This is a genomic window from Comamonas sp. MYb21, assembly GCF_037479395.1.
In the GTDB taxonomy this organism is placed as follows: Bacteria; Pseudomonadota; Gammaproteobacteria; order Burkholderiales; family Burkholderiaceae_C; genus Comamonas.
The window spans coordinates 65,391-78,169 of record NZ_JBBGZC010000004.1 but is presented as its reverse complement, the minus strand read 5'-3'; the positions used below and the strand labels follow the sequence as shown (position 1 = coordinate 78,169).

At 64.1% G+C, this 12,779-nt stretch carries 10 protein-coding genes; 1 reads left to right on the top strand and 9 read right to left on the bottom strand.

Annotation, left to right across the window (positions count from 1 at the left end; translation table 11 throughout):
* Nucleotides 1-2: 2 nt before the first annotated feature.
* Nucleotides 3-764, bottom strand: coding sequence for a 23S rRNA (guanosine(2251)-2'-O)-methyltransferase RlmB (rlmB, locus tag WH367_RS06980; protein WP_116925577.1), 762 nt, complete (start codon nucleotides 762-764; stop codon nucleotides 3-5).
* 145 nt (nucleotides 765-909) lie between these two features.
* Between rlmB and WH367_RS06975 the strand changes: the two genes are divergently transcribed.
* The gene (locus WH367_RS06975) at nucleotides 910-2,328 is read left to right on the top strand and encodes a glycerate kinase type-2 family protein (RefSeq protein ID WP_339535060.1); all 1,419 of its coding nucleotides are present in this window, start codon (nucleotides 910-912) and stop codon (nucleotides 2,326-2,328) included.
* 41 nt (nucleotides 2,329-2,369) lie between these two features.
* On the opposite strand, the gene WH367_RS06970 is transcribed toward WH367_RS06975, so the two are convergent.
* From WH367_RS06970 to odhB, 8 genes are all read right to left on the bottom strand, one after another.
* Nucleotides 2,370-3,113 (bottom strand): DUF3011 domain-containing protein, encoded by a 744-nt coding sequence (locus WH367_RS06970; RefSeq protein ID WP_339535058.1) that lies wholly within the window; start codon nucleotides 3,111-3,113, stop codon nucleotides 2,370-2,372.
* A 133-nt stretch (nucleotides 3,114-3,246) separates the two neighbouring features.
* Nucleotides 3,247-4,665 carry a short-chain fatty acid transporter gene (locus tag WH367_RS06965; protein WP_312987583.1) on the bottom strand — a complete coding sequence of 473 codons (1,419 nt, stop codon included), beginning with the start codon at nucleotides 4,663-4,665 and terminating at the stop codon, nucleotides 3,247-3,249.
* Nucleotides 4,666-4,860: 195 nt separating this feature from the next.
* Nucleotides 4,861-7,485 (bottom strand): alanine--tRNA ligase, encoded by a 2,625-nt coding sequence (alaS, locus tag WH367_RS06960; protein ID WP_312987582.1) that lies wholly within the window; start codon nucleotides 7,483-7,485, stop codon nucleotides 4,861-4,863.
* 131 nt (nucleotides 7,486-7,616) lie between these two features.
* The gene (locus tag WH367_RS06955; protein ID WP_339535056.1) at nucleotides 7,617-8,324 is read right to left on the bottom strand and encodes a hypothetical protein; all 708 of its coding nucleotides are present in this window, start codon (nucleotides 8,322-8,324) and stop codon (nucleotides 7,617-7,619) included.
* A 14-nt stretch (nucleotides 8,325-8,338) separates the two neighbouring features.
* Entirely contained in the window at nucleotides 8,339-9,442 is a 1,104-nt protein-coding gene (zapE, locus tag WH367_RS06950) for a cell division protein ZapE (RefSeq protein WP_021028483.1), read from the bottom strand.
* Between the two features lie 91 nt (nucleotides 9,443-9,533).
* The gene (gene lpdA / locus WH367_RS06945) at nucleotides 9,534-10,961 is read right to left on the bottom strand and encodes a dihydrolipoyl dehydrogenase (protein WP_339518032.1); all 1,428 of its coding nucleotides are present in this window, start codon (nucleotides 10,959-10,961) and stop codon (nucleotides 9,534-9,536) included.
* A gap of 2 nt (nucleotides 10,962-10,963) precedes the next feature.
* Entirely contained in the window at nucleotides 10,964-11,473 is a 510-nt protein-coding gene (locus WH367_RS06940; protein WP_339535055.1) for a hypothetical protein, read from the bottom strand.
* 18 nt (nucleotides 11,474-11,491) lie between these two features.
* Nucleotides 11,492-12,754: a 2-oxoglutarate dehydrogenase complex dihydrolipoyllysine-residue succinyltransferase gene (gene odhB / locus WH367_RS06935; protein ID WP_133857256.1), complete on the bottom strand. Its 1,263-nt coding sequence runs from the start codon at nucleotides 12,752-12,754 to the stop codon at nucleotides 11,492-11,494.
* Nucleotides 12,755-12,779 lie beyond the last annotated feature (25 nt).

Genomic DNA, 12,779 nt, shown 5'->3' with positions numbered 1-12,779 from the left:
TGTTAACCAGCCTTGGCAGGCGTGCGCTGGCGCAGCGCCTCATACAGGCAAACGCCGCTGGCCACCGACACATTGAGGCTGGACACGGCCCCCATCATCGGGATGCCGATCAGCTCATCGCAGGTCTTGCGGGTGAGCTGGCGCATGCCATCGCCTTCGGCGCCCAGCACCAGGGCCACGGGGCCCTTGAGGTCCACCTGGTACAAGGTGTTGGGGGCGTCGTCGCTGGTGCCGATAATCCAGACATTGCGCTCCTTGAGCTCTTTCAAGGTACGCGCCAGGTTGGTCACCATGAAGTATGGCACCGTCTCGGCAGCGCCACTGGCCACCTTGGCTACGGTGGCATTGATGCCGACTGCATGGTCCTTGGGCGCAATCACCGCATGGGCGCCGGCACCATCGGCCACGCGCAGGCAGGCACCCAGGTTGTGCGGATCGGTCACGCCGTCGAGCACCAGCAGCAGTGGCGAGGTGACGCCGGCTTCTTCCAGGTCGTCGAGCAGCTCATCCAGGGTGCGGGTGTCCTTGATCTCTTCAACACGGGCAGCCACGCCCTGGTGGCCGTGCGAGCCGGCCAGCTTGGCGATGCGCGGTGCATCTGCCTCGATCAGCCGCACCCCCGCCTCTTTGGCGCGCTCCAGAAATTGGCGCATGCGCGCATCGCGGCGCGTGGACTCGAAATAGACTTCGATGATCGATTTGGGCGCAGTCTTCATGCGCACACCAACGGCATGGAAGCCGAACAACACTTTGGGGGATGACATAGGGCAGCATTATCGCTGCTTGCCCATACCCCAGGGGGCGCAGCGACCATCCCCCGCAGGCGCGACACGCCGCGCCTTGGCAAACCCGGCCTTATCTGCGACGCTTGCAGCGACCTTGAAACGCTTCCCTAGGTTTCCACTCCCCATGACCTTTACCGCCTCCGAGGGCTTTGCGGCCCACCTGATCGATGTGCATGGCAGCGATGCTGCCCCGCCCGTGCCCGAGCCCCATTTGCAGCCCTTGCAGTTTTTACAGCACCTGTACCGTGTCGCCGTACGCAATGCACTGCCGCTCGAAGGCCTGCGCAGGCATTTGCCAGCCATACCCAAGGGCCGCACCGTGGTGGTTGGCGCGGGCAAGGCCAGCGCGGCCATGGCGCAGGCGCTCGAGCAGCTCTGGCCCGCGCAGGCGCCGCTGTCGGGCCTGGTCGTTACGCGCTATGGGCATATTCCGCCGCGCCCGCAGGGCCTGGCCCAGCGCATCGAGGTGGTGGAAGCGGCCCATCCGGTGCCCGATGCTGCCGGGCTGCAAGCGGCCGAGCGCATGCTGGCCTTGACCGAAGGGCTCAGCGCCGATGATCTGGTGATTTGCCTGATCTCGGGCGGCGGCTCCGCGCTGCTGACCCTGCCGGCCGAGGGTCTGACCCTGGCCGACAAGCAGCGCATCAACCGCGAGCTGCTCGAGAGCGGCGCCCACATTGGCGAGATGAACTGCGTGCGCAAGCATCTCTCGCGCATCAAGGGTGGGCGCCTGGGCGCGGCCTGCCATCCGGCGCGGGTGGTCAGCCTGCTGATCAGCGATGTACCTGGTGATTCGCCGGCCATCATCGCCAGCGGCCCGACGGTGCCAGACCCCAGCACTTGCGCCGATGCGCTGGCGATCCTGGAGCGCTATGCGATTGCGGTACCCGAGCCCGTGCGCGAGGCGCTGCACAGCGGCTTGCTGGAAACCCCCAAGCCCGGCGACCCGCGCTTTGCCGGCCACCAGGTGCAGCTGATCGCCACCCCGCAGCAGTCCTTGCAGGCAGCGGCCGCTGCCGCGCGTGACGCGGGCATTGCCTGCCATGTGCTCAGCGACGAGATGGAGGGCGAATCCCGCGAAGTGGCCAAGGTGCATGCGGCCCTGGCCCGTGCCGTCGCGCTGCATGGCCAGCCCTTTGCCAGGCCCTGCGTGATTCTGTCAGGGGGTGAGACCACGGTGACGCTGCGCCAACCGGCCGAAGGTGCCACGCGTGGCCGGGGCGGCCGCGCCGGCGAGTTCTGCCTGGGCCTGGCCCAGGCACTGCAGGCCGTGCCCGGCGTATGGGCGCTGGCCGCTGATACCGATGGCATTGATGGGGTGGAAGACAATGCCGGCGCGGTGGTGACACCGGACACGCTGGCCCGGGCCGCCGCGCTGCAGCTCAAACCCGCCGCCTACCAGGACCGCAATGACAGCTATGGCTTTTTTGGCCCACTGGGCGATCTGGTGGTGACCGGCCCGACCCACACCAATGTGAATGATTTTCGGGCGCTGCTGATTCTGCAGCCGATGGATGCGCCCATGAAAAAAGCGGCCAGCTAATGCTGACCGCTTGCTAACCGCTTTGTCGTGGTTGACCTGGCTCAGCGGCTGCCAAAACGGCCACGGCAACCGCGTGTCACCCAGATGCGGCGGCCACGCTCGTCATAGCCCCAGGTCTCGCCCTCTCGGCAATTGTCACTGGACAGCTGCTCCAGCAGCACGGGAGTACCCCAGCGCACATTCCAGTCGCAGCTGTTGTTGCGGCGGTCGTCGCTGCTGCAGGTCAGCTCCCGGCTCTGGCCATAGCCAGGGTTGGGCCGGCCGCCTCCGTAGCCGCCACCATAACCGCTGCTGATGGCGAAATCGGCACGGCAGCCCCGGCTGACCCAGACAGAATCACCGCTTTGGCCCCAGCTGCGGCCCTCGTCGCAACGCGCGTCGGAGAGCTGGCGGGCAACCTCGACCCGGGCACCACGCGGAATGGCGCATTCACGCATGCGGCCATCATTGCTCTCGCAGCGCACCAGCTGGTTGCTGCCGCCACCGCCCCAACCACCGCCGCCTCCACGGCTATCGGCAAAGCGGGCCCGGCAACCGTCGGTCACCCAGACCACACCGCCGCCGCGGTGGCCCCAGCTGCGGCCTTCCACGCAGGATGCGCTCGACAAGGTTTCGCTCACGACCGGGTCACGAAACGGCGTGCGGCACTCACGCGTGCGTCCATCCTGGCTCTCGCAGGTCACCTCGCCGTCGCGCCCATACTGGGCCTGCGCGGTGGGGGCGATGGCCACCAAAGCCAGTGCCAGTGCGCCCAGCGCAGCGCCGCTCCATGTTGTTTTCGCCATTGCTCTCTCCTCGTTATGGTCTTCGATGGGGGCCAAGGTTAACCCGAAATGGCCGCTGGTTTTGTAAGCAAAGTCAGCAAAAAAGGCGAGCCGTAGCTCGCCCGGGTCATGGCGGGTTGCCTCCCAACGATGCTCAGGGCATCACTGGCGGAATATAGGCCAGGGTCTGGCCCAGGAACCACAGCAGGAACAGCACCACCGGGATGTGCACCAGCAGCTGCACAAAGGTGAAGCCGATCAGGTCGCGCGCCTTCAGACCCAGCACGCCCAACAGCGGCAGCATGTAGAACGGGTTGATCAGATTGGGCAGTGCCTCGGCCGCGTTGTAGATCTGCACGGCCCAGCCCAGGTGGTACTGCAGGTCGTTGGCCACCTGCATCACATACGGCGCCTCGATGATCCACTTGCCGCCGCCCGACGGGATGAAGAAGCCCAGGATGGCCGAGTACACGCCCATCAGCAGCGCATAGCTGTCATGCGTGGCGATCTGGGTGAAAAAGGTCGAGATATAGTGCGCAATCGTGTGGCCATCAACGCCCTTGACCTCGGTCATGATCGCGGCGATCGAGCCGTAGAGCGGAAACTGGATCAGCACACCGGTGGTGGTGGGCACGGCGCGCGCCACCGCATCCAGAAAGCTGCGCGGGCGCCAGTGCAGCAAGGCCCCCACCATCAGAAAAATCAGGTTGTAGGTGTTGAGGCCCGAGATCGCCTGGATCGCCGGCTTGCTGGAGAACTCTTCGACCATCCAGCCGACTGCCAGCAGCACCAGAAAAATGATCAGCAGCGGGCTGTGCTCCAGCCATTCACCGGGGCGCGTGGGCTTGGTCACCGGTTGCGCTTCGGCGCTGATGTCCACCTGGCAGGCGGCGGCATCCTTGGCGTTGGCTGCGCCCGGCGCCGTCACATAGGCAATCAGCAGCGAGATCAGCACCAGGGCCAGCAGCATCACGCCCGATTGCCACAGAAAAATCGTCTCGGTGAACGGGATGACACCGGTGATCGCCAGGATCGACGGCGGCAGGCTGGCCGGGTTGGCCTGCAGTTGCGCAGCCGACGAGGAAATGCCCAGCGCCCAGACGGCGCCCAGGCCCAGGTAGGCCGCAGCGCCGGCTGCGCGGTAGTCCATTTTCAGATCGGTGCGGCGGGCCAGCGCCTTGACCAGCAGGCCGCCAAACACCAGGCTCAGCCCCCAGTTGAGCAGCGAGGCCACCATCGAGATCAGTGCCACCCAGGCCACCGCGCTGCGGCCATTTCCCGGCACCTTGGCCAGCGCTTCAATCAGGCGCGATGCGGGCTTGGAGCTGGCCACCACATAGCCGCCAATCACCACAAAGGCCATCTGCATCGTGAACGGGATCAAGCTCCAAAAACCCTTGCCAAAGGCCTTGCTGGTCTCTTGCACCGGCACGCCAATGGCTAGCGCCGCTGCCACCACAATCGCAATTCCCACCACGGCAAACACCCAGGAATCGGGAAACCACTTCTCGGCCCAGGCCGCACACCGCATCGCAAACCGCGCCGAGCGGCTCTCTTCCAATTGCACCGACATAGTCACCTTTCTGTCTCGCGTTAATTTCAAAGCGCGGCGATCTTCTCATGCGGGCAGGTCAATTTCGTTAAGTGCGACTACGTACCGCCATGCGAAATGGTCAGAGTGGCGAAGTGCTGGCGGCTGTGCAGACGCAAAAAAGCCCCCTGCATTGCAGGAGGCTCGTTGGGGATTGCGAAACCGCTTGAACCGCTATCAGACCCGCTCGGCCACCCAGGCCTGAACGCCCGCCAGCGCTTGCGCGAGGCCCGCTGGGTTGGTGCCGCCAGCCATCGCCATGTCAGGCTTGCCGCCGCCCTTGCCGCCCACTTGCTGGGCGACAAAGTTCACCAACTCACCGGCCTTGACCTTGCCAATGCTGTCCTTGGTCACGCCTGCGGCCAGCTGTACCTTGTCGCCGTCTACAGCCGCCAACACGATGGCAGCGGTGCCCAGCTTGTCCTTGAGCTTGTCCATGGTGTCGCGCAGCGCTTTCGCATCGGCGCCATCCAGGGTGGCCGCCAGCACCTTGATGCCCTTGACGTCCACCGCCTGGCCGGCCAGCTCGTCGCCTTGGCTCGACGCCAGCTTGCCCTTGAGCTGGGCCAGTTCCTTCTCCAGCGCCTTGATCTGGTCGAGCGCGCCACCGATGCGGTGGTTCAGCTCGGCCACCGGGGCCTTCAAGGTCGAAGCGGCTTCGTCCACGGTTGATTCGAGCGACTGCAGATAAGCCAGCGCGTTCTCGCCGGTCACCGCTTCGATACGGCGCACGCCCGCCGCCACGCCGCCTTCGGCGACGACCTTGAACAGGCCAATGTCACCGGTGCGCTGCACATGGGTGCCGCCGCAGAGTTCACGACTGGAGCCGATGTCCAGCACGCGCACGGTCTCGCCGTACTTTTCGCCAAACAGCATCATTGCGCCGGTCTTTTGTGCGCTCTCGATGTCCATCACGCGCGCGCCGGTTTCGGTGTTCGCCAGGATCTCGGCATTCACGCGCTTTTCGATCTCGCGCTTTTGCGCGTCGGTCACCGGGCTGTTGTGCGCAAAGTCAAAACGGGTGCGTTCCGCATTGACCAGGCTGCCCTTTTGCTGCACATGGTCGCCCAGCACTTCCCGCAGCGCCTTGTGCATGATGTGGGTGACCGAGTGGTTGCGCATGGTGGCGGCGCGCAAGGCGGTATCCACCTCGGCTTGCACCGCATCGCCCACCTTGAGGCTGCCCGCAGCCAGTTGGCCATGGTGGCCGAACACATCGGCCTTGATCTTCAAGGTGTCTTCCACGACAAAGCGGTTGGCACCGGCCGAGATCACGCCCTGGTCGCCCACCTGGCCACCCGATTCGGCGTAGAACGGCGTGGTATCCAGCACGACCACGGCGGTCTGGCCGGCGTTGATCGCGTTGACGCTGCTGCCATCGACATACAGCGCCACGACCTTGGCGGCTTCGCTCAGCTGCGTGTAGCCGGTGAAGGCATTGGCCGCGCCGGTGTATTCCAGTGCGCGGTCCATCTTGAACTTGCCTGCGGCACGGGCCTGGCTCTTTTGCTGCTCCATAGCGGCATGAAAGCCCGCCTCGTCCACGCTCAGGCCGCGTTCGCGCGCCACGTCGTTGGACAGGTCCAGCGGGAAGCCATAGGTGTCGTGCAGCTTGAAGGCCACATCACCGGGCAGCACCTTGGCGCCACCGGCCAGTGCGCTGTCCAGGATGTCCATGCCGTTGGCCAGGGTCTCGAAGAAGCGCTCTTCCTCGACCTTGAGCACCTCGGTGATGCGCGCCTCCTGCTCGCGGATCTTGGGGTAGGCATCGCCCATCACGGCGACCAGGTCCTTGACCAGCTTGTGGAAGAACGGCGTCTTCTGGCCCAGCTTGTAGCCGTGGCGGATGGCGCGGCGGATGATGCGGCGCTGCACATAGCCCCGGCCTTCGTTCGACGGGATCACGCCATCGGCCACCAGGAAGGCGGTCGCGCGGATGTGGTCGGCGATGACCTTGAGCGATGGGGTTTCCAGGTCGTCGATATGGGTCTCGCGTGCAGCGGCCTTGATCAGCGCCTGGAACAGGTCGATCTCGTAGTTGCTGTGCACATGCTGCAAGATGGCAGCCAGGCGCTCCAGGCCCATGCCGGTATCAACGCAAGGGGCTGGCAGTGGTTTGACCGAGCCGTCTTCGGCCATGTCGAACTGCATGAACACGTTGTTCCAGATTTCGATGAAACGGTCACCGTCTTCATCGGGCGAGCCTGGAGGGCCGCCGGCAATGTGCGGGCCGTGGTCGTAGAAGATCTCCGAGCAAGGGCCGCAAGGGCCGGTGTCGGCCATCATCCAGAAGTTGTCGCTCTTGTAGCGGCCGCCCTTGTTGTCGCCGATGCGGATCACGCGCTCTGGGGGCAGACCGATCTCCTTGGTCCAGATGTCGTAGGCCTCGTCGTCTTCTTCATAGACGGTGGCCAGCAGCTTCTCGGCCGGCAGCTTGTAGACCTCGGTCAGCAGCTCCCAGGCCCATTTCAGCGATTCGCGCTTGAAGTAGTCGCCAAAGGACCAGTTGCCCAGCATTTCGAAAAAGGTGTGGTGGCGCGCGGTGTAGCCCACGTTTTCCAGGTCGTTGTGCTTGCCGCCCGCACGCAGGCAGGTCTGCACGCTGGTCGCCCGGGTGTAGGGGCGCTTGTCGGTGCCCAGGAACACATCCTTGAACTGCACCATGCCGGAGTTGGTGAACATCAGCGTCGGATCGTTGCCCGGCACCAGCGGGCTGGACGGAACAATGGTGTGCCCCTTGGACGCGAAAAAGTCCAAGAAGGTCTTGCGGATCTCAGCGACGGAAAAAGTGGGTGTACTCATGGTGTGATGCAGTGGTGGCGCCTGTCCGGCTTCCCCTGAAGCGGTGCGGGCGCGAATCTTCCATTATAGGGTTTGGGCTGAACTACAGCGCCTGGCAAGCAGCCTGGGACGGGATACGCGGTTTGGCGGCCTTACTGGGGCACGGGCAGTGGCGCCGCCTTGCGCTTGCCTTCCAGCTCCTTCATGCGCTTTTCATGGGCTTCGAGCTTGCGCTGCGCGGCCTCCTGCTTGGCGTCGTATTCCTCTTGCGCGGCACTGATGTTGTCGGGGCGCTCTTCGTTGTGGCGCTGCTGGGTGCGCTGCTTGCTGTCCAACTTGCCGGCCTGGCTGGTGGCGCGGCGGGCGGCATCCTGCTCGCGGCGCTGCTGCTGCTCGGCAATGCTCTGGGCATTGCGCTTGGGCGCATGGCTGCTGCGCTGGGCCGCCTGCTCGTCGTGCTCTTTCTGGCGCTGCTCCAGATCGGGCTGGTTCAGGGCACCTCCATCCAGTGTGGGGTGCTTGCGCTCAAAATCGCTTTGCTTGTTGGCGCGGGCATCGCGCTGGTTCGCGGTTTTCTCGTCGCGTTCCTGCGCATTGATGGCCAGCTCGCGCTGGCGTAGCGCGCGCTCTTCGGTGTTGTACTGGCGGCGCACCTTCTGCAGGCAGTCGGTCACCGCAAAGTGCTGGTAGCAGATCTTTTCGTTGTTGGCCAGGCGCGCTTCGCTGTCCTTGCGCTCCAGCGTGATCTGGGCACGCGCCTGCGTGCGCTCCTGCGCATTCGAGGTTTTGCCGGAGGCCGCATGGGCCAGGCCGGTGACAGCCAGCAGCACCAGCACGGTGACAGTGTTCAAACGAGGCATAGGGCCCTCTCTTCTCAGGTCAGCGCGGTATCGACCACGCGTCGCTCCAGCGACAAATACTCCTGCGACTGCATCTCGTTGAGGCGCGAGACGGTGCGCGGAAACTCATGGGACAGCGGCCCTTCGGTGTAGAGCTGCTCAGGCGGCACCGCAGCCGACATGATGAGCTTGACCCGGCGGTCATAGAGCACATCGACCAGCCAGGTAAAGCGGCGGGCGGGCGAGGCCATGTTGACGAACATCTGCGGCACATTGGACAGCAGCACGGTGTGGAACTGGGTCGCCAGCTCCAGGTAGTCGTTCTGTGAGCGCGGGTTGACACAGAGCTCATGGAAATCAAACCAGATCACGCCACCCGCACGGCGGCGCGGCTTGAGCTCGCGCGATTCGATCTTGAAGACCGGCTTCTCATCGGGCACCTCGGCCAACTGGCCAAAGGTCTGCTCCATCGCCGCATCGGCCTGCGGGCCCAGCGGGCAGTGGTAGAGCTGGGCCAGCTCCAGCGCGCGGCGGCGGTAGTCGGTGCCGTTGTCGACGTTGATCACATCCATGCGCGCGTTGAGCAGGTCGATGGCTGGCAGAATGCGGTCGCGGTGCAGGCCATCGGGGTAGAGGCCATCGGGCGTGAAGTTGGAGGTGGTGACAAAGCCCACGCCGTTGTTGAACAGCGCCAGCAGCAGGCGGTAGAGGATCATCGCATCGGTGATGTCCGCCACATGGAACTCGTCAAAGCAGATGAGCTTGTACTTCTTGGCGATCTTGGCGCCCAGCACATCGAGCGGGTCCTGCGTGCCCTTGAGCAAGGTCAGCTCGCGCTGCACCTCGCGCATGAACTCATGGAAATGCAAACGCACCTTGCGGCGCAGAGGCACGGCGTTGAAGAAGCAATCCATGATGAAGCTCTTGCCGCGCCCCACCCCGCCATACATGTACACCCCGCGCGGGATGTCGGGGTGGTTGATCAGCTTCTTGATCGGGTTGGAGCGCTTGTTCTTGTACTGCTCCCACTCATCGGCACAGCGCTGCAAGGCGTCCACCGCACGCATCTGTGCAGGATCACTCTGAAAACCCTTGGCCTTGAGTTCGGCCTCGTATGCATCTCTTACCGCTGTACCCATGGGTGTCTCAATCTCTTGTTGCTATAAATGACATAGCCTCTGGCGCAGAACCAATCTGCACCAGAGGCCATTTTCGCCTAAAACTTCAGGATCAGAAGTTCAGGGTGCGCTTGTCCACGGCCAGTGCCGCTTCCTTGGTCGATTCCGACAGCGATGGGTGGGCGTGGCAGATACGGGCGATGTCTTCGCTCGATGCCTTGAACTCCATCGCCACCACGGCTTCGGAGATCAGCTCCGAGACCATCGGGCCGACCATGTGCACGCCCAGGATTTCGTCGGTCGTGGCGTCCGCCAGGAACTTGACCATACCGGTGGTGTCACCCAGTGCACGTGCGCGGCCGTTGGCCAGGAACGGGAAGGTGCCTGCCTTGTAAGCCACGCCATCGGCCTTGAGCTGCTGCTCGGTGCGGCCCACCCATGCCACTTCAGGGCTGGTGTAGATCACCGATGGCAGGGTGGCGAAGTTCACATGGCCGTGTTGGCCGGCAATGCGCTCGGCCACGGCAACGCCCTCTTCCTCAGCCTTGTGGGCCAGCATTGGGCCGCGCACCACATCGCCCACGGCCCAGACGCCAGGCAGGTTGGTCTTGCAGTTCTCGTCCACGACGATAGCACCACGCTCGTCCAGGGCCAGGCCCACGGCTTCGGGGTTCAGGCCGATGGTGTTGGCCACGCGGCCGATGGACACGATCAGGCGGTCCACATCCAGCTGCTGGGCTTCACCCTTGGCATTGGTGTAGCTGATCTGCACGCCCTTCTTGTCGGCCTTGATGTCGCCAACCTTCACGCCCAGCTCGATCTTCAGACCTTGCTTGTCGAAGGACTTCTTGGCTTCCTTGGCGATTTGCTCGTCCACGGCGGGCAGGAACTTGTCCATGCCTTCGAGCACGGTCACTTCGGTGCCCAGACGGCGCCAGACCGAGCCCATTTCCAGGCCGATCACGCCAGCGCCGATCAGCGCCAGCTTCTTGGGCACGGCGCCCAGGCGCAGTGCGCCGTCGTTGGAGAGAATCTTGTCCTCGTCGAAAGGCACGCCGGGCAGTGCGCGGGCATTGGAGCCGGTGGCCACAATGATCTGCTTGCCGGTGATGGATTCTTCTTCCTTGCCCGCGACCTTGATTTCGTAACCGCCATCAGCGGCCTTCACGAAGGAGCCACGGCCGTGGAAGAAAGTGACCTTGTTCTTCTTGAACAGGTACTGGATGCCGTCGTTGTTTTGCTTGACGACAGTGTCCTTGCGGGCAATCATCTTGGCCACATCCATCGTGACCTTGCCAGTCGAGATGCCGTGGTCGGCAAAGTGCAGGTTGGCGTGCTCGAAGTGCTCGGACGACTGCAGCAGGGCCTTCGAGGGAATGCAACCCACATTGGTGCAGGTGCCGCCCAGGGCTGGGCCGCCGGCCGCGTTCTTCCACTCGTCGATACAGGCCACTTGCATGCCCAGTTGGGCTGCACGGATGGCCGCTACGTAGCCGCCGGGGCCGCCGCCGATCACGACGACATCAAATTGCTTGCTCATGATTAATCCAATGGTGTTAGTTCAAAACTGCCCTGGTGCAATGCCACACCGAAGAGGCCCGTTTTGGTGGTCAGTTGTTCGTCGTTTTGACGACCAAACGACAAGGTGGTGCCGGGATGGGTGCGGCAGACGAACATGAAGGAGCCGGACTCCAGACATGCAATCTTGCCGCCAGCGCGCATCACCGCCCAGCCCATCTCTTCATAGCCCTGGGCCTTGAAGGGGATGAGCGGCAGCGGCGCGCCGGGCTCGCCGACAAACGAAATGGCCCATTGCGGGCCATTTCCGTCCGCCTTCGCGCCGGGCACATCCTTGGCGGATGTGATCGGGCGGATGCGAACCTGTGATGGGGCTGGCAGACCACGGCGCGCAGCCTGCGTGCCTGCTGCCCACTGGAAGCGGTAGTCCCCGCTCCAGCTTTGCGTGGCCACATCCTGCGCTGCAGGGCGGGGCAAGGTGCCACAGGCGCCCAGCACGAGTGCGGACGCTGCAGCCACCAAAACGCGTAGCATCACTGCCCGGCGACCCGATTACAGGTCGAACAGCAGACGCGATGGATCTTCCAGCGCATCCTTCATTGCCACCAGACCCAGCACGGCTTCGCGGCCGTCGATGATGCGGTGGTCGTAGGACATCGCGAAGTAGTTCATCGGACGCACCACCACTTGGCCGTTTTCGACCACAGCGCGGTCCTTGGTCGCGTGCACGCCCAGGATGGCCGATTGTGGCGGGTTGATGATGGGGGTAGACATCATCGAGCCGAAGGTGCCACCGTTGGAGATGGAGAACGTGCCGCCGGTCATGTCTTCGATGCCCAGCTTGCCGTCCGCAGCCTTTTTGCCGAATTCGGCGATCTTCTTTTCGATGTCGGCGAAGCTCATCTGGTCTGCATTGCGCAGGATGGGCACCACCAGACCGCGTGGCGAGCCCACGGCGATACCGATGTCGAAGTAACCGTGGTAGATGATGTCGGTGCCATCGACCGACGCGTTCAGCACGGGGTACTTCTTCAAGGCATGCACGGCGGCCTTCACGAAGAAGGACATGAAGCCGAGCTTGACGCCGTGTTCCTTGGTGAAATCGTCCTGGAACTTCTTGCGCAGGGCCATCACGGGCGCCATGTTCACTTCGTTGAACGTGGTCAGGATCGCGTTGGTCGACTGCGATTGCAGCAGGCGCTCGGCGATACGGGCACGCAGACGGCTCATCGGCACGCGCTGCTCTGGGCGCTCGCCCAGGTCTTGGGCAGCGGCGGGCGACGCCACCTGTGGCAGCGACTTGGTCGGTGCACCGGTGGGGATCACGGCAGCGGTGGACTTGACGCCACCGGCCACGGCGGCCAGCACATCACCCTTGGTGACACGGCCATCCTTGCCGGAGCCGGCGACAGCGCCGACCGACAGGTTGTTGTCCGCCAGCAGCTTGGCTGCAGCTGGCATGGCGACGTCGCCCTTGTTGCCACCAGCAGCTGCAGGCGCAGCAGCAGGGGCTGGAGCGGCAGCAGCGGGTGCAGGTGCTGCGGCAGCGGGGGCTGCAGCGGCGCCGGCCACGGCTTCGGTGTCGATCTTGGCGATCAGCTGGTCAGCGATGACGGTTGCGCCGTCGCCTTGCACGATCTCGGTCAGCACGCCAGCGGCAGGCGCTGGCACTTCGAGCACGACCTTGTCGGTTTCGATCTCGATCAGGATTTCGTCGACAGCAACAGCTTCACCGGCCTTCTTCTTCCAGGTGAGCATGGTGGCTTCAGCGACCGACTCGGACAGCTGGGGAACTTTGACTTCTACGATTGCCATAACAATTCTTTCTGTATTCGTTAAA

Bases quoted from the DNA above. Each gene is read 5' to 3' on its own strand.
- rlmB (WP_116925577.1), bottom strand. From the start codon at position 764: ATGTCATCCCCCAAAGTGTTGTTCGGCTTCCATGCCGTTGGTGTGCGC.
- WH367_RS06975 (WP_339535060.1), top strand. From the start codon at position 910: ATGACCTTTACCGCCTCCGAGGGCTTTGCGGCCCACCTGATCGATGTG.
- WH367_RS06970 (WP_339535058.1), bottom strand. From the start codon at position 3,113: ATGGCGAAAACAACATGGAGCGGCGCTGCGCTGGGCGCACTGGCACTG.
- WH367_RS06965 (WP_312987583.1), bottom strand. From the start codon at position 4,665: ATGTCGGTGCAATTGGAAGAGAGCCGCTCGGCGCGGTTTGCGATGCGG.
- alaS (WP_312987582.1), bottom strand. From the start codon at position 7,485: ATGAGTACACCCACTTTTTCCGTCGCTGAGATCCGCAAGACCTTCTTG.
- WH367_RS06955 (WP_339535056.1), bottom strand. From the start codon at position 8,324: ATGCCTCGTTTGAACACTGTCACCGTGCTGGTGCTGCTGGCTGTCACC.
- zapE (WP_021028483.1), bottom strand. From the start codon at position 9,442: ATGGGTACAGCGGTAAGAGATGCATACGAGGCCGAACTCAAGGCCAAG.
- lpdA (WP_339518032.1), bottom strand. From the start codon at position 10,961: ATGAGCAAGCAATTTGATGTCGTCGTGATCGGCGGCGGCCCCGGCGGC.
- WH367_RS06940 (WP_339535055.1), bottom strand. From the start codon at position 11,473: ATGCTACGCGTTTTGGTGGCTGCAGCGTCCGCACTCGTGCTGGGCGCC.
- odhB (WP_133857256.1), bottom strand. From the start codon at position 12,754: ATGGCAATCGTAGAAGTCAAAGTTCCCCAGCTGTCCGAGTCGGTCGCT.